Here is a 15,432-nt window from a genome sequence, read left to right on the forward strand (position 1 = left end):
GATCTGGCAGACACATCCCCCTTTGCAGCCCAGGATCGGCCGTCAGGCCAGCCGCGCCGGGATCAGGCCGCGCAGGGCGTTGCCGCAGAGAATGTCCCCCTCGTTCAGATCCTCGGGGCGCAGCAACGCCTCGACCGCCGCGCCCGCCTGCAGCAGGCTGGCGCGCAGCACGCCCGGCAGAAGGCCGCAGCGCAGCGGCGGCGTCAGAAGCCTGCCGCCCCGGCGCAGGAACAGCGAGGTGATCGTGCCCTCGCACAGTTCTCCTTCGGCATTCATCAGCATGGCCTCGTCCAGCCCCGGCGGCAGGGCGGCGCGGGCGGCGTCATAGACGGGTCGGCGGCTGGTCTTGAAGCGCAGCCAGGGGTCGTCCCGGTCGAGGCGCAGGTCGGACAGGATCACGCGCCAGAGGGGCGGGTTGGCGGGCAGCGGCGCATGGGTCACGGCCACCCCGCCTGCCCCGTCCACCGCCAGCCGGGTCCGCAGGACCGTGCCCTGCGGCAGGGCAGCCAGTGCAGGGGCCAGCCGCGCCTCGTCCAAGGGAAAGCCCACCGCCGCGCAGCCGCGCCGCAGCCGCGCCAGATGCAGGGGCCAGAGGACGATCCGCCCATCCGACTCGCGGCGCATCGTCTCGAAGACGGTCAGGCCGTCGGGGATGGGGCCAGGAATGCGGATTTGCACAAAGCCTCCTGCCATTCGGATGCGGCGTCGCTGTCATGGACGATGCCGCCGCCCACGTTCAGCCGCAAGAGGCCAGGTTCGACCAACCAGGGCGATCGGATCGCCACGCCGAAGCGCATCGGGCCCGCCGGATCGACCCATCCGATGGCGCCGCAATAGACCTCTCGCGGGGCCTGTTCCAGCTCGGCGATGATCTGCATCGACCGGATCTTGGGCGCCCCGGTGATCGAGCCGCAGGGAAACAGCGCGCCCAGGATCTGCGCCAGCCCGGTGCCGGGCAGCATCCGCCCCTCGACGGTCGAGACCATCTGGTGCAGCGTTGCGTAGTGCTCGACATGGAACAGCTGCGGCACGCGGACGCTGCCGGGATGGCAGATGCGGCTGATGTCGTTCCTAAGCAGGTCGACGATCATCAGGTTCTCGGCCCGGTTCTTCTCGGACCCCTGCAGGGCCAGGGCGGCGGCGCGGTCGGCTGTGGGCGTGGCGCCGCGCGGGGCGGTGCCCTTCATCGGACGCGTGCGAATCGTGCCGTCGGCATCCACGGCAAAGAACAGCTCGGGGCTGCGCGACAGGATCACCGGGCCGCCCAGATCCACGAAGGCCCCCTCGCCCACCGGCTGGCGGGCCGCCAGCGCGGCATGGATCGCCAGCGGATCGCCCGTCACCCGGGCCTCCATCGGAAAGGTCAGGTTGATCTGATAGGTGTCGCCCGCCGCGATGTAATCCTGCACCGCCGCGATGGCCGCGTCATAGCGCGCCCGGTCCCACAGCGGGCGCGGGGGGCCGATGGTCACGCCCTCGGGCGGGGGCAAAGGCGGCGCGGGGCGCGGGCCGTCAAAGACGCCCATCAGGATCAGCGGCATCTGCCGGTCGGCGGGCATCAGGCCGGCGAGGCGCGGGGCCAGCGCGTGGCCCAGCTCGTAGGACAGGTATCCCGCCAGCCAGCAGCCCCGCGCGGTGGCCGCCTGCATCGCGGCCAGCGCGGGACCGACGCCCGCCGCCGTATCGGCGCGGATCACCGTTTGCGGCGCGGTGAACTGCGTGCCCCCGCCCAAGGGGCCGTGGTCGAAGCGGATCATGCCCGGGTGACGGCCTTGTCGGCAGCCTTCTTCGCGGCATGCCGGGCCGCGCCCTCGCGCACCTTGGCGGCCAGATCGCGGGCCACCGCGAAGGCGCCCTTGATCCGTTCCGCGTCCGTGGTGAACTCGCGTTTCAGCACCACCTTGTTGTCGGTGACCTTGGCCGAGCCGCGCTCGTCGGACAGGAAATCGACCAGCCCGGCGGGGTTGGGGAACTTGTCCATGTGGAACTGCACCGTGACGCCCTTGGGCCCGGCATCGAGGCGCGAGATGTTCGCGCGCTTGGCCATCGCCTTGATGCGCATGACCAGCAGCAGGGTGTTCACCTCGCGCGGCAGGGGGCCGAAGCGGTCGATCAGCTCGGCGGCAAAACCCTCCAGCTCGACCTTGCTGGTCAGCTCGGCCAGACGACGATAGAGGCCAAGCCGCACGTCCAGGTCGGGGATGTAGCTGTCGGGAATGGTCACCGGCACGCCCAGGTTCAGCTGCGGCGCCCATTCGTCCTCGGGCGTGCCCTCCATCTCGCCGGATTTCAGCTTGGCGATCGTCTCCTCCAGCATCTGCTGGTAGAGTTCGAACCCGACCTCCTTGATATGGCCCGACTGCTCCTCGCCCAGCAGGTTGCCCGCGCCGCGCAGGTCCAGATCCTGGGATGCCAGGTTGAACCCGGCCCCCAAGCCGTCGATGCTGCCCAGGAACTTCAGCCGCCGCATCGCCTGCGGGGTCAGGGCCACGCGCGGCTTGGTGGTCAGATAGGCATAGGCGCGGGCCTTGGAGCGCCCCACCCGGCCCCGGATCTGATAGAGCTGCGACAGCCCGAACATGTCCGCGCGCCAGACCACCATCGTGTTCGCCGTCGGGATATCCAGCCCCGATTCGACGATGGTCGTGGCCAGCAGGACGTCATGGCTGCCGTCGTAGAAGGCGTTCATGCGGGCATCCAGATCGCCCGCCGCCAGCTGGCCATGGGCGACGATATAGCTGATCTCGGGGACATTCTCGGACAGCCAGTGCTCGACATCGGGCAGGTCGGTCAGGCGCGGGACGACGAAGAAGGACTGCCCGCCGCGATATTTCTCGCGCAGCAGCGCCTCGCGGATGGTGACGCTGTCGAATTCGCTGACATAGGTGCGGATCGCCAGACGGTCGACCGGCGGCGTGCCGATCACCGACAGGTCGCGCACGCCGGTCAGCGACAGCTGCAGCGTGCGGGGAATGGGGGTCGCGGTCAGCGTCAGGACGTGGATGTCGCTGCGCAGTTCCTTCAGCCGTTCCTTGTGGCCCACGCCGAAATGCTGCTCCTCGTCGATGATCAGCAGCCCGAGGTTCTTGAAACGGATCGCCTTGGCCAGAACGGCATGGGTGCCCACGACGATATCGACCTGCCCATCGGACAGGCCGGTGCGGGTCAGGGCCGCATCCTTGGCGCTGACGAAGCGCGACAGCGGGCGCACGGTGATCGCGGTGCCGCGGAAGCGGTCCACGAAGCTGCGGTAATGCTGACGCGCCAGCAGGGTCGTCGGCGCCACCACGGCGACCTGCATCCCCTGGCTGGCGGCGATGAAGGCCGCGCGCATAGCGACCTCGGTCTTGCCGAAGCCCACATCGCCCACGACCAGACGGTCCATCGGGCGGCCCGCGCCTAGATCGTCGGAGACGTCCTCGATGGCCAACAGCTGGTCGTCGGTCTCGCTATAGGGGAAGCGCGCGGCGAAGGCCTGCCAGTCGTGATCCTCGGGGACCAGCACCGGGGCGGGACGCAGCAGGCGTTCGGCGGCGACACGCATCAGCTTGTCGGCGATCAGCTTGATGCGTTCCTTCAGCTTCGCCTTTCGGGCCTGCCATGCGCCGCCGCCAAGGCGGTCCAGCATCCCCTCCTCGTGGCCATAGCGGGTCAGCAGCTCGATGTTCTCGACCGGCAGATACAGCCGGTCGCCGCCCGCATATTCCAGCGCCACGCAGTCATGCGGCACCTTCATCGCCATGATCGTCTCGATGCCGGTGTAGCGGCCGATGCCGTGTTCGACATGCACGACCAGATCGCCGGGGCTGAGGGTCTGGGTGTCCTTGAGGAAATTCTCGGCCTTGCGGCGCTTCTTGGCGCCCCGAATCAGCCGGTCGCCCAGCACGTCCTGTTCCGAGATGACGGCGATCTTGCCAAGCGCCGCACCGTCGGCCACGAACCCCTCGTCCAGCGGCCAGACGGTCAGGCCGATGGCACCGGGGGTCTGCGGCAGGTCGCGCAGATCGGCGATGGGGGTGGCGCCGCACAGCCCCTCGTCGGTCAGAAGGCCCGACAAGCGGTCGCGGGCGCCGTCCGAAAAGCTGGCGATGACCACGCGGTGGGTTTTCGACAACGTCTTGATATGGGTGGCCAAGGCGCCGAACAGGTTGATCTGTTCGGCCTGCCGCTCGGGCGCGAAGTTGCGGCCCGGGCGTCCGCCCGCATCCAGCACGCCCGGTCCGGGCGGCTGCTGCAGCACCGACAGGCGCAGCAGCCGATGCGGGGCCAGCCAGGCGGCCCATTCGGCCTCTGTCGGGAACATCGCGTCGGGCGGCACGGGCTTGTAGACCGTGTCGGCGCGGCCCTTGGCGGACATGGCCGCGCGGCGGGCGTCGAACTGTTCGGCAATGGTCTTGCGCCGCGCGTCGATCACCTGGCCCACATGGTCGTCCAGCACCACCGAGGCGCCGGGCAGATAGTCGAACAGGCTCTCCATCCGGTCATGGAACCAGGGCAGCCAATGCTCCATCCCGGCGGTCTTGCGGCCCGCGCTGACGCTTTCATACAGCGGATCGCTGCTGCCGCCGCCATATTCGGTGCGATAGGCCTGCCGGAAGCGGGTGATCGAGGGCTCGTCCAGGATCACCTCGGACATGGGCGCCAGCTCGATCCGGTCCAGCTTCTCGGTGGTGCGTTGGGTCACCGCGTCGAAACGCCGCGCGCCGTCCAGCACGTCGCCGAACAGGTCCAGCCGGATCGGGCCGCTGGCGCCGGGGGGGAAGATGTCGATGATGCCGCCGCGCACGGCGTAATCGCCGGGCTCGGTCACGGTGGGGCTTTGCGCGAAGCTCATCCGCACCAGGAAATCGCGCAAAGCGGCCTCGTCGATGCGGTCGCCCACCCGGGCGGCAAAGGCAGTGCCGGTGACCAGCTTGCGGGCGGGCACCCGCTGCAGGACCGCGTTCAGCGTGGTCAGCAGCACGAAGGGCCCCTTCACCCGGCCCTGGGCCAGCCCGGCCAGCGTGGCCATGCGCGCCGCCTGGATCTCGGGCGCGGGCGAGACGCGGTCATAGGGCGTCGTGTCCCATGCAGGAAAATCCAGCACCGGCAGCTGCGGCGCCAGGAAGGCCAGCGCCGCGCGCATGGCCGCCAGACGGCGGTCGTCGCGGGCGATGTGCAACACGGGCGCGCCCCGGTTCTCGGGTCGCAGCGCCTCGCGCGCGATCAGCGCGGCGTCATAGCCTTCGGGCGCGCCGGAAAGGATCAGCTGGTCGGACATGGCTGCTGACCTAAGGCGATGGGCGGGGAAGTCAAGCGCACCTCAGAACCCCACCGGCTGAAGGACCGACCACAGCGCGCCCCACAACGCCGCCAGCGCAACCGAGATCATCGACAGGACGGTGACCCAGCGCCGGTGCCAGGTCATCGACTTGGCCACGCTCAGTGCCGCCTCGGCCAGCGGGGTGGTGCCGTCCTGCGCCGCCGCGATCAGCGGCAGCAGCCGGCGGGCCAGCCGCACGCGCATCCAGAACAGCACCCAGAAGGGCCCCAGCAGCAGGACCAGCGCCTGCGCCATCTCCAGCCAGAAGCCGAATCCCAGCACGATCAGCGAGGTCATCAGGAAGCTGGTCACGCCCAGGAACACCGCCCCCTCCTGCGGTCTCAGCCGCCAGCGGGGCAGCACCAGCGACAGCCAGTCCAGCAGGGTGATGACGGCCGGGCCCTGCCCCGCGCCGCCGTCCTGCGCGGATCTGGCGCGGGCCAGTACCTCGGAGGGCACGCCCAGCACGGTGCGGCCCGCGGCGGACCACATGCCGATCAGGGCCAGCCAGTACCAGATCGTCGTGAAGGACCGGCTGTCCAGAAGCCCGATCAGGCTGTCGAATTGCGGCACGGGCAGTTCCTTGTCCTTGGCTGCCGGCGACCTTAGAACGGGTTTCGACCAAGGAAAAGCGCCCCGGTTGTCCCATCCCCGTCACAGGAGGCCCCCATGGCCAGTCCGATCATCGCCCCCTTCCCCGCCACCCGCCTGCGCCGCCTGCGCCGCAACGCCAATATCCGCGCCATGGTGTCCGAGCGAAACCTGACCCCCGCCAACCTGATCTGGCCGATCTTCGTGACCGAGGTGACGGGCGCCGAGGGCGAGATCGCCTCGATGCCCGGGGTCGAGCGCCTGACGCTGGACGGCGCCAAGCGTGCCGCCGAACGCGCGGCGCGGCTGAACATCCCGGCCATCTGCATCTTTCCCCATTCCGACCAGTCCAGCCGCACCGAGGATTGCGCCCGGGCCTGGGACCCCGACAATATCGGCAACCGCGCCGTCCGCGCCATCAAGGAGACCGTGCCCGACCTGGTGGTGATGACCGACATCGCGCTGGATCCCTACAATGCCAACGGCCATGACGGGCTGGTGCAGGATGGCGAGATCCTGAACGACGAGACGATCGAGGCGCTGGTCCGCATGGCGCTGGTCCAGGCCGAGTGCGGCGCCGACATCCTGGGCCCGTCCGACATGATGGACGGGCGCATCGCCGCCCTGCGCGCGGCGCTGGAACGCGAGGGACACAAGCACGTGGCCATCCTCTCCTATGCGGCCAAGTTCGCATCGGCCTTCTATGGGCCGTTCCGGGATGCGGTGGGCGCCTCGGGGCGGCTGGTGGGCGACAAGGCCACCTATCAGATCAACCCGGCCAACCGGGGCGAGGCGATCCGCTGCGTCGCCCGCGATCTGGCCGAGGGGGCCGACATGGTGATGGTGAAACCCGGCATGCCCTATCTGGACATCTGCCGGGCCGTGAAGGACGAGTTCGGCGCACCCACCTTCGCCTATCAGGTCAGCGGCGAATACGCGATGATCGAGGGGGCCATCCGCAATGGCTGGCTGTCGCGCGATGCGATGGTGGAAAGCCTGCTGGGCTTCCGCCGCGCGGGCTGCGACGGCGTGCTGAGCTATTTCGCGCCCACCGTGGCCGAGATGCTGGCGTGACGCGGCGCCCTCGCGTATCCTGCCGCGCAACGGGCCGCGACGAGCCCCGCACCCCGACACGAGGCGACACATGAACAACTCTTCCCACCTGTCCCGCCGCAACCTGCTGCTGGCGGGCGGAGCCGCTCTGCTGGCGGCCGGCTGCACCAATGCAGTGGGCACGGACGGCGCCGCCCAGCTGGATGCCCGCGTCGACCAGACGCACCAGTTCCTGATCGGCACCTACCCGGCCGCGCAGCCGTTGATCGAGGGCGCCCGCGGCGTGCTCTACATGCCGCTGATGACCGAGGCCGCCCTGGGCTTCGGCGGTGCCTATGGCCAGGGCGCCCTGCGCATCGGCGGGCAGACGGTGGATTACTATTCCTCGTCGCGGGCCACCGTGGGCCTTCAGGCGGGCGCGCAGCAATATGCCCATGTGCTGATCTTCCAGACCGACCAGTCGCTGGCCGCCTTCCGCGCCGCCCCCGGCTGGACCGCCGGCGCGGGGGCCTTCTACGCCATCCCCTCGGGCGGCATGGCGGTGGGCGCCGACACCTTCTCGGCCCAGTTCCCGGTGGTGGCGATGATCTTCGGCCAGTCGGGGCTGATCGCCGGAGCCTCGATCGAGGGCACGAAATACACCCGCATCATCCCCTCGACGCTGCCCAACCTGCGCTTCGGCACGATGGGCACCCCGCCCGTGGGTCCGGCCGGCTGACAGGCCGGTCCGAAGCCGGGGGTTTCACACCCGTCGCCGAACGGTTCTCGAACCGGTGGCGCCCCGTCCGGCGACCCCCCGTGGGATATTTGCGCCAAGATGAAAGAGCCCGTTTCATCTTGGTTAAAGTATCCCGGGGGGAGTCCGAAGGACGGGGGGCAGCGCCCCCCTTTCTCTTTCGTGGATCTTGTCCGCTCAAGCCGAGGTCAGATGCCGCAACCCGTGGGTCACGTCGGCACGCACGGCCAGGCGCAGGGCCGGTTCGTCGCCCGCCCGCAGCGCGGCCAGGATCATGCGGTGATGGCGCGGCGGCTCGTTTCGCTTCACCCGGCCGTAGAGGGCGCGCATTGTCGGGCCCAGCTGTAGCCAGATCGTCTCCAGCATCGCCAGCATGGCCGGGGCCTGGGCGCGCAGATACAGCATCCGGTGGAAATCCAGGTTGCAGCGGATATAGCCGACCGCATCATGACGGTCGACCGCATCCGCGATGCGCCCGTTCATCGTGGCCAGCCGGTCGATCAGCGCGAAATGCGCGCGCGGCAGGGCGCGGGCGGCCAGTTCGGGCTCGATCAGGGCCCGCAGGGCCGCCAGCTCTTCGATCCGGTCGTCGGACAGCGCGGGCGTGGCCACCCGGCCCGAGCCCGACAGCGTCAGCGCCCCCTCGGCCACCAGCCGGCGCACGGCCTCGCGCGCGGGCGTCATCGACAGGTGATGGTCGCGGGCGATGCCCCTCAGGGTCAGGGCCTTGCCCGGCGGCAGTTCCCCCAGCATGATCTGGCTGCGCAGGCTGCGATACAGGCGTTCATGGGCGGTGGGATCGGTCGGGCTCATGACCCTGATGTGATCACAAATCGCCGGGGCGTCAATCGCGGAAGCGCCACAGCATCAGATCGCCGCCCTGCGCCTTCAGCCAGGCGCGATGGGGCGCATGGCCCGGCATCAGCGCCTCGGTCTCGGCCCAGAAGCGGGCCGAGTGGTCCATATGCGCCAGATGCGCGACCTCGTGGGCGGCGACATAGTCCAGCACCAAAGGCGGCGCCATGGCCAGCCGCCACGAGAACATCAGCCGCCCGTCCTGGGTGCAGCTGCCCCAGCGCGACCGCGTGTCGCGCAGCACGATCGCCCGATAGGGCCGCCCCAGGCGGGCCGAGAACCCGTCGCAGGCCGCCCGCAGCCGGATCAGCGCCAGCTGCTTCAGCCAGGCGGCGACCACCGGCCCCGCCGGGCGCCCTTCGGGGATCAGCAGCGCACCGCCCTCCGGCACGGGGCGGCGGACGGCGGCGGAGGTCAGGACCAGCCCCCGCCCCTCGACCGGCAGGACCGCGCCGGGACGGGCCACAAGCGGCCCCGGCAGCCGCCCCATCGCCCGGCGCAGCCAGTCCTGCCGCGACAGGGCGAAATCCCGCCCCAGGGCCAGCGGCACGCCCTCGGGCAGCGTCAGCACCGCGCCCGTCCCGTCGCGGGGCACGCGCAGCGTCATGCGCCGCGCCCGGGCCGAGCGACGCAGCCGCAGCTCGAGCCCGTCTTCGAGGATGATCCGCTGATCGCCGCTTGCCATGCCCGCCCCGGCCTGCCAGATAAAGCCTTTGACACCCTCCGGCCGCTGTGGCAGGGGATCGCCCGATTTCCCCTAATCGCGGCTTAAGGAGAATACCATGCCCAAAGAAGAATGGGGCACCAAACGCCTGTGCCCGCATTGTGCCACGCGCTTCTACGACCTCAAGGCGGATCCGATGACCTGCCCCGCCTGCGGCAACCGCTTCACCGTGGACAGCCTGACGGATGGTCGCGGCAAGACGCTGGTGACGGAAAAGACCGTCGCGCCGACCGATGACGACGAACTGGTCGACGACGAGGAGGATGTTGCCGACGATGCCGGCGAGATCGACGACGATCTTCTGGAAGAGGATGACGACGACGCCGACGTGTCGCTGGACGACATCGCCGATGTCGCCGGAGACGAAGAGGAATGACCCCGAAGGCCGCGCCCCCCAAGGCGCGGCCTTTGTCGTTGCGGGGCGCGAGTGCCGAAGGACCGGCGTCGCCCCGGTCTGCTGCAGATCCCGGCGCCTGTCCCTGAACCGCGCCACCGCCAAGCCCTCGCATGGCCCGGGCGGAACCTCGCCGCGGAATATTCCTCCTGCGGCGGAGAGGGCGAAGTTTTCCGCTTGCACCCCCCGGCGGCCCCCCCTATAGACCCCACACGCGGCGGCGCTGAGGCGCTTCGCGGACCTCACGGTGGGGCCATAGCTCAGTTGGTAGAGCGCTTGAATGGCATTCAAGAGGTCAGGGGTTCGATTCCCCTTGGCTCCACCAGATGACTTCATAAGTCATTGTTTTTCCTCTTGATTTTTGATCGTCAGGCTTCTCACCCAACGCTCTACCCATCAAATCAGATGTGATTGATTGCGACAGGCACTGTCGAGTTTAGGCAGCCACGGCTGGTTTTTGCGACTTGAGCCGATATTCTTCCGAATGCATGTCTTCCAGCTTCCGAATCCCATCGTCGATGGCACGGATCATTGTCAGCACTCCGTTCGCGACTGGGTCAGCGCTGTTTAAGGTTGGCCACTCCATCGTCACCTCGCGCAGGATTGCGGCAAATCCTGCCAATTGGGCGATATGAACATCGGTCTCGTCGTGGGCCTTAGTCCAATCTTTCCCGGTCATGCTGCCTCTCCGATCGTGCTCAGGGCCATATTTCCTAGCTCTTTCACCAAGCGCATGCCGGTGTTGTAAAAGTCATCGGAAAAATCGGACCCGCCGTCAGTGAAGGCCATGAGCTTCAATGTGGCGTCCCGAAGATCCTGGCTTGGGAGGTCAAACATGGCCAGTTCCATGCTGTAGCGGCGTTCGACAAGGACATCGAAATCCTCGTCGGGAATGTCGCCCGTTCCGTTGTTCAGCCAGTCGCTGTAGGTTTTCCACTCCAGGTAGGCGCGGATGACGGGGGTATGGGAGGCTTCTGCCATTGAGACGGCAGGCATAGCACCGACCAGCAGTGCAGCAGGAGCTGCCTTGAACAGGCTGCGGCGATTGATGACAGGCAAGCCGGTATCGGTCGCGCTGGCGCGTTGTTCAGTCGTCATTGGGTATCTCCAGAATTGAGGGGTTAGACGGAGGTGGCCTCTTGCCGTTCCATCCGCTCGCGGACGGCGCGGATCACTTCGCTGTTCTGGCTCGAACCGTTCAGCCGAGCCTGATCAGCCAGCCATGCCTTCACGTCGGCAGGAAAGCGGATGGGCAGTTGCTTCATCTCGGTCATGCAGTTCTCCTATCACCGTGCTACTATATAGCACCGTGCTATGATTGCTTGTCAAGAAGTAATCGCACAGTGCTATGAAAAAGAGGTGTGGCTATGAATGCTAAAGCTGGGCGCGGATCTGACCAGTTCATGCTTCGGCTGCCTGAAGGCATGCGAGATCGAATCAAGCTCTCCGCTGACCGAAACAGCCGTTCGATGAATGCTGAGATCGTCGCAACTTTGGACAAAGCCTACCCCGCTGCGGACTACGAGGCTTTGGCTTACGCTTTAGTCGAGGTTCTGCAACATATGCCCGATGATGAAAGCAAAGCTCTCACCGATCTGATTAATCAGCGAATTGCTAAGTGGACCCGCTAGGACTCGACAGGAGCCTCGGCGCCGCGCACCCTTGGGTTGCGGCAACCGATGGAGAATCAAGTGGCAGAAGATATCCGGTGGAACACTGACCACAGCTCAGCAGTCGGTGGTGTACTGCTTACAGGTTTAGTTTATGCGCTCCGGCGGCTAGATCAGACAAAGCAACCTGAAGGATGGCACCAAGACCTGTTCGAACAAATATCGGCACATCTTGATGACACCCCGAAAATTCCTACTCGCGGCGATCCTGAAAGAGTGCAGGCAATAGAGAAGTTCGGCAGCTCTGAAGCCATGCGCGAAGCGCACCAGGTCCTAGAGAAGGTTTTCGCGCTGGCGCTTGGGCAGGCTCGATAAAGCGAACCACCGCCGTCTGCTGGCCCGCTTCATCCTCCTCAATCCAAAAATTCTGGCTGAACTCTACAATCCGATGCGACATGATTTTCCCCTAAGTTGTGATTTGGTAGAGGCCCCGGCAGCGTCATGCCGGGGCCCTGCCCAAACGCGGGCGTGACCGGTCTTTCCGGTCTGAGCTGTCCCCGCCCCCGATGCGTGACAGCCTGCCTAGCCCCTGAACCCAAGGGACCCGGCCTATCTCAGACCCGGCGCCTGCTGCCGGTTTTCTGGTTCGTCAGGTTTGCAGACACGCGCCCCTGTGCCGTCGCTGCCTGCTGACTGATCTGGACGCTCTGCCCCTTGGCTTCCGAGAGGATGCGCGCTTCTAGGTCCGGCGATAGATCGACCATCAGAACAGACTGCCCGCCGCCCAGTTGGTTGTTCGGGATGACCATGCCGCTGTTGCGGGGCACGATGACCTCAGGGCCACGCTCACCGACCAGATAGGCCGATCCGCCAGACACCGGCCCGCCGTTCGCACGGGCGCCTGCCAGCCGCAGGGCACCGGTCAGCTTGTCGCCGCCGCCTGCGAGGAAGTTCATGGCGCCAGACAACAGCCCGCCGCCACCGCCCCCGCCGAACTGTCCCGCCAGGGCGCTGCGGATGCCGCTGGTCAGGATGTCGGACGCGATGCCCTTCAGGACTTGCGCCAAACCGTCCCGCAGGCTCTCACCCGCGACCAGCGCCCCCGCCATGGCGTCAGCAATGCCGTCAATCGCATCTTCAAATTGTGCCTGAGACTTCTCTGCGGCCTCAAGTTCAGCCGTCAGACGTCCGAATTGTTCCGCCTGTGCGTCGATCTGCGCCGACAGCTCCGCATTGACCGGGATGCCGCGCTTCTTCGCCTCGTCCAGCAGTTCCCACCGGGCCTCTGCAACGGCGATTTCCTCGTTCGTCTTGCCGATCAGCGTCAGTTCGCGCTCAAGGTTGAGCAGGTCGCGTTCCATGTTCTCGAAGAACGGGCGCTCTTCCTTGCCTGCCCCGCCCGATCTTCCCTTTCGGCCACCACCCCCGGCGCGCGCAGCCTTGGCCCGTGCAGCCTCGGCAGCGGCCATCTGTTCCTGCCAGTCATAGCGGAAGGTTTGCTGTTCCTGCAGATCCAAGCCCCCGGCGCGGGCTGTAATGCTTTCGCCGTTCCCGAAGCGGCCCAGGCTAGGGATGCCAATCGTTCCGGAAACGCTGTTTGCCGCCTGGATAGCAGCCCCGAGAGCCCGCGTTAGATTGATTGCGCTGGCGGTCGCGGCATCGATCGATCCGGGGATCTGCGCGACGTTCGCCACAATATCGCCGGATGCACTGGCCGCGCCCGAAAGTGCAACAGACAGCTCCGAGGCAGCCAAGGTGCCTGTGATGGTCTGCCGCGTGCCATCCCGAAGATTGTCGTTGAGATAGCCGGACTCGGAATTGGCCTTGGTCAGGAATTCCGACAGCCTCAGCATTGCATCTGCCATCGCCTCGGGCGTGGCTGCCGCCTGCTGATCGGCCAAAAGGTCGCGCAGCTCGCGGGCCTGATCCACCGTCAGGGCATATTCTTCCTGCAACATCTGCGTCTGCTCTGTGAGCGCGCGCTGTGCTGCCGTGCCTTCGTTCAGGAAGTCCTCGGGCGCCAGGGCGCCTTGTGCAGCGTCGATACGCGCCAAGGTATCCAGCGCCCCTTGGAAGGTCGTGGAGATAGCGTCTGCGCTGTCACGCAGCGAGGATATGGCGTCGATCTTGGCAATCTCGGCAAGCTGAACCAGCAGCCGCTGCGCTGCGCCCGCCGCTAGGCCATATTTCTCGACCAGCTCCGCAGTCGGGGCGTTCGCTGCTTCAACGGCGCTGTAGTATTCATCGAGGGACGAATTCAGATCCTTGAGTGCGTCATCCAAGCCCTTGGCTTCTTCGCCAGCCCCAAAGAAGCTGGCCGCAAGGGGGATACCGGCAGCCGCAACCAGCCCCAAGGCGCCACCAAGGACGCCAAAGCCAGCCAATAGCTGCGGGAGTTGCTGTCCAAGAGCGCGCGCAGTGCCTTGCCCGGCCTCAATCTGAACGAAGATGTCCTGAAGCTGATAGCCGACGTTCTGCAGGCTGTTGCGAGCCTGGCCAGACATACTGCCGAAGGACTTACTGATCTGCTGATTGCCTTTCACAAAGCCCTGTTCAGACTTTCTGGCTGCGCCAATCGCCTTCGCTTCAAGGCGTGCCAACTGCTGCAGAAACTTCTGTTCCGTCAGGCCAATCGGGAGGATAAGACCAGCTTCAGCTTCCGCCATGGGAAATGCCCTTTCCATCTACCGGCTGTTCGAAGGCCTGGAGCAGCGTCCGGCGCAGGCGCTGAGTCTTGGCGACAACCCTTTCAGCCGAGATGATCTGATTGAGGGTAGGCAGCGCATCTTCCAGCGCCTGGTTGATCTGCTCACGTGTCGCGCCGGTCGCGGCCATGGTGTCGGCCATGTCCTTCGCGAGCTTGATTGCGTGCTTGATTGCCTGGTCAGCCATCAGCGCGCCTCCAGCTGTGCGATACGATCCCGGCCCGCCCGAACCTCGTCTTCCAGCTTTTTGAGCCGTTCGTTGGCCCAGTTCAGGGAAACGAGAGTCATGCCCCGCATGAAGGCTTCATCAGCCATTTGAGGGCGCACCTCCGTGATGCTCTTGCCGGTGGATGCCGCAGTCGCTGCCATGGCCTCATCTGCGAACATATGAGCCGCGTGGTTCATCACCGCTTTCCGCTCGTCGTCCGTCAGATGGTACGGGAAAGCCGGGGTTTTCATGGCGTCACCGTCAGCGTCAGCTTGGCCATGACGTTCTCGGCAGCCGGCTGCATTGCGAAGGAAAGGACGGCCCGAACCGCAACCATGTTGTGCTGGAACATGCTCATCAGCGATCCATCGGGCATCTGCAGCGTTGCGGATTGGCTGCCGAAGATCCCCAGGTCCACCGCATCGGCTGCGATGTCGGATGCTGCGATCAGCGCAATCTCGTTTTCGCCCAAGGCATCGGTCAGCATTGCTGGCATATCGAAGATCGTGCCGCCGTTCGGGCCGACCGCCAAACGACCGCCTGCACTGTAGGGCGCCAGAATGGCCGCTGCAGTGGGGGAGAGAACCCAACGCAGGCGCTGGCCTGCTTTGGTGAAGAGGGCTCCTAGCGCTTGCTGTAGGCCCGCTACGGCCCCTTCTTCGCCGGTAACGTCCGCAATGAACTCTTGCGGGTTGGTGGCGTCCAAGATCTCGAACATGCGCAGGTCTGCCGCTTTGGCAATCGCGTTGCGCACCAGGGCGGTGACATAGGCTTGGCCGGGGGCGTCGAGGCGGCGCCATGCTTCCTTGTTGGCGACGATGATTGCACCCACGGACTCAGGCTGCAGCCTGACGCTGTCCATCTCGAAATCAGACACGGGGATAATTTGCCCCTCTACGTGCTGGTGCGCGATGGGCTCCGTGGTCGCAAACAACAGGGGGGTGTTGATAGGCGCGCGCTGGAAGGAGCGATCCGTCAGCATCCGCAGGTAGGCGCTCGAAGTTGCGGCCAGTTCGAGGAAGGCCAGGACGGCAGTCGTCGCGCCAGCTTCAGCCAGACTGTCAGTGGACAGCGACTTGACCACATCGATGGCACGTTGAGGCGCCCGGTGCTCTTCCATGATTTCCGCATTCCAGCGCAGCGCCTTCGAGCGGGCAATCCAGCCGATAGAAGCCGCCTCTTCCAGTTTACGGGCAGATGCCGAAATATCGGCCATTCGTTGATTGAAGCTAGTCATGTGATGAACCTCTGATT

Annotated in this window: 18 protein-coding genes and 1 tRNA gene; 6 read left to right on the forward strand and 13 right to left on the reverse strand. The window is 66.4% G+C overall.

Going from position 1 to position 15,432, the window contains the following annotated elements; genetic code table 11:
* Positions 1-42: 42 nt before the first annotated feature.
* The 4 genes from FA743_RS10875 to FA743_RS10890 are packed head-to-tail and all read right to left on the reverse strand — an operon-like array spanning position 43 to position 5,875.
* A complete protein-coding gene (locus FA743_RS10875; protein WP_246054925.1) occupies positions 43-678 on the reverse strand; it encodes an aminotransferase class IV in 636 nt (211 codons plus the stop codon).
* Positions 639-1,757 (reverse strand): aminodeoxychorismate synthase component I, encoded by a 1,119-nt coding sequence (locus FA743_RS10880; RefSeq protein WP_136886129.1) that lies wholly within the window; start codon positions 1,755-1,757, stop codon positions 639-641. Before FA743_RS10880 ends, FA743_RS10875 begins: the two co-directional genes overlap by 40 nt.
* The gene (gene mfd / locus FA743_RS10885) at positions 1,754-5,260 is read right to left on the reverse strand and encodes a transcription-repair coupling factor (protein ID WP_136886130.1); all 3,507 of its coding nucleotides are present in this window, start codon (positions 5,258-5,260) and stop codon (positions 1,754-1,756) included. Before mfd ends, FA743_RS10880 begins: the two co-directional genes overlap by 4 nt.
* Before the next feature lie 42 nt (positions 5,261-5,302).
* Positions 5,303-5,875: a hypothetical protein gene (locus FA743_RS10890; protein ID WP_136886131.1), complete on the reverse strand. Its 573-nt coding sequence runs from the start codon at positions 5,873-5,875 to the stop codon at positions 5,303-5,305.
* Between the two features lie 96 nt (positions 5,876-5,971).
* Between FA743_RS10890 and hemB the strand changes: the two genes are divergently transcribed.
* Together hemB and FA743_RS10900 are read left to right on the forward strand one after the other, a co-directional pair.
* Positions 5,972-6,967, forward strand: coding sequence for a porphobilinogen synthase (gene hemB, locus FA743_RS10895; protein WP_136886132.1), 996 nt, complete (start codon positions 5,972-5,974; stop codon positions 6,965-6,967).
* A 70-nt stretch (positions 6,968-7,037) separates the two neighbouring features.
* Entirely contained in the window at positions 7,038-7,664 is a 627-nt protein-coding gene (locus FA743_RS10900) for a lipid-binding SYLF domain-containing protein (RefSeq protein ID WP_136886133.1), read from the forward strand.
* 195 nt (positions 7,665-7,859) lie between these two features.
* Here FA743_RS10900 and FA743_RS10905 read toward each other — a convergent pair whose 3' ends face one another.
* Together FA743_RS10905 and FA743_RS10910 are read right to left on the reverse strand one after the other, a co-directional pair.
* Positions 7,860-8,495, reverse strand: a complete 636-nt coding sequence (locus FA743_RS10905) for a GntR family transcriptional regulator (protein WP_136886134.1) — start codon at positions 8,493-8,495, stop codon at positions 7,860-7,862.
* 31 nt (positions 8,496-8,526) lie between these two features.
* Complete coding sequence (locus FA743_RS10910; protein ID WP_136886135.1) at positions 8,527-9,222, reverse strand: M48 family metallopeptidase; 696 nt, start codon at positions 9,220-9,222, stop codon at positions 8,527-8,529.
* Between the two features lie 97 nt (positions 9,223-9,319).
* Here FA743_RS10910 and FA743_RS10915 point away from each other — a divergent pair, with 97 nt between their 5' ends.
* Positions 9,320-9,637 (forward strand): FYDLN acid domain-containing protein, encoded by a 318-nt coding sequence (locus FA743_RS10915; protein WP_136886136.1) that lies wholly within the window; start codon positions 9,320-9,322, stop codon positions 9,635-9,637.
* Positions 9,638-9,904: 267 nt separating this feature from the next.
* Positions 9,905-9,980, forward strand: a tRNA-Ala gene (locus tag FA743_RS10920).
* Between the two features lie 111 nt (positions 9,981-10,091).
* On the opposite strand, the gene FA743_RS10925 is transcribed toward FA743_RS10920, so the two are convergent.
* The 3 genes from FA743_RS10925 to FA743_RS10935 are packed head-to-tail and all read right to left on the reverse strand — an operon-like array spanning position 10,092 to position 10,929.
* Positions 10,092-10,334 (reverse strand): hypothetical protein, encoded by a 243-nt coding sequence (locus tag FA743_RS10925; protein ID WP_136886137.1) that lies wholly within the window; start codon positions 10,332-10,334, stop codon positions 10,092-10,094.
* The gene (locus FA743_RS10930) at positions 10,331-10,753 is read right to left on the reverse strand and encodes a hypothetical protein (protein WP_136886138.1); all 423 of its coding nucleotides are present in this window, start codon (positions 10,751-10,753) and stop codon (positions 10,331-10,333) included. Before FA743_RS10930 ends, FA743_RS10925 begins: the two co-directional genes overlap by 4 nt.
* Positions 10,754-10,776: 23 nt before the next feature.
* Complete coding sequence (locus tag FA743_RS10935; RefSeq protein ID WP_136886139.1) at positions 10,777-10,929, reverse strand: Arc family DNA-binding protein; 153 nt, start codon at positions 10,927-10,929, stop codon at positions 10,777-10,779.
* A 93-nt stretch (positions 10,930-11,022) separates the two neighbouring features.
* Between FA743_RS10935 and FA743_RS10940 the strand changes: the two genes are divergently transcribed.
* Both FA743_RS10940 and FA743_RS10945 read left to right on the forward strand, forming a co-directional pair.
* On the forward strand, positions 11,023-11,286 hold the full coding sequence (locus tag FA743_RS10940; RefSeq protein ID WP_136886140.1) for an Arc family DNA-binding protein: 264 nt from the start codon (positions 11,023-11,025) through the stop codon (positions 11,284-11,286).
* Positions 11,287-11,346: 60 nt separating this feature from the next.
* The gene (locus FA743_RS10945) at positions 11,347-11,640 is read left to right on the forward strand and encodes a hypothetical protein (protein ID WP_169308854.1); all 294 of its coding nucleotides are present in this window, start codon (positions 11,347-11,349) and stop codon (positions 11,638-11,640) included.
* A 239-nt stretch (positions 11,641-11,879) separates the two neighbouring features.
* Here the strand turns inward: FA743_RS10945 and FA743_RS10950 are convergent, their stop codons facing one another.
* The 4 genes from FA743_RS10950 to FA743_RS10965 are packed head-to-tail and all read right to left on the reverse strand — an operon-like array spanning position 11,880 to position 15,415.
* On the reverse strand, positions 11,880-13,931 hold the full coding sequence (locus tag FA743_RS10950) for a hypothetical protein (RefSeq protein ID WP_136886142.1): 2,052 nt from the start codon (positions 13,929-13,931) through the stop codon (positions 11,880-11,882).
* The gene (locus tag FA743_RS10955) at positions 13,918-14,157 is read right to left on the reverse strand and encodes a hypothetical protein (protein ID WP_136886143.1); all 240 of its coding nucleotides are present in this window, start codon (positions 14,155-14,157) and stop codon (positions 13,918-13,920) included. Before FA743_RS10955 ends, FA743_RS10950 begins: the two co-directional genes overlap by 14 nt.
* Positions 14,157-14,429, reverse strand: coding sequence for a hypothetical protein (locus FA743_RS10960; RefSeq protein WP_136886144.1), 273 nt, complete (start codon positions 14,427-14,429; stop codon positions 14,157-14,159). The genes FA743_RS10955 and FA743_RS10960 overlap by 1 nt, the downstream gene beginning before the upstream one ends.
* A complete protein-coding gene (locus FA743_RS10965) occupies positions 14,426-15,415 on the reverse strand; it encodes a hypothetical protein (protein ID WP_136886145.1) in 990 nt (329 codons plus the stop codon). The genes FA743_RS10960 and FA743_RS10965 overlap by 4 nt, the downstream gene beginning before the upstream one ends.
* Positions 15,416-15,432: the final 17 nt, after the last annotated feature.

Origin of the sequence: Paracoccus gahaiensis (assembly GCF_005048225.1) — a bacterium.
GTDB lineage: Bacteria > Pseudomonadota > Alphaproteobacteria > Rhodobacterales > Rhodobacteraceae > Paracoccus > Paracoccus gahaiensis.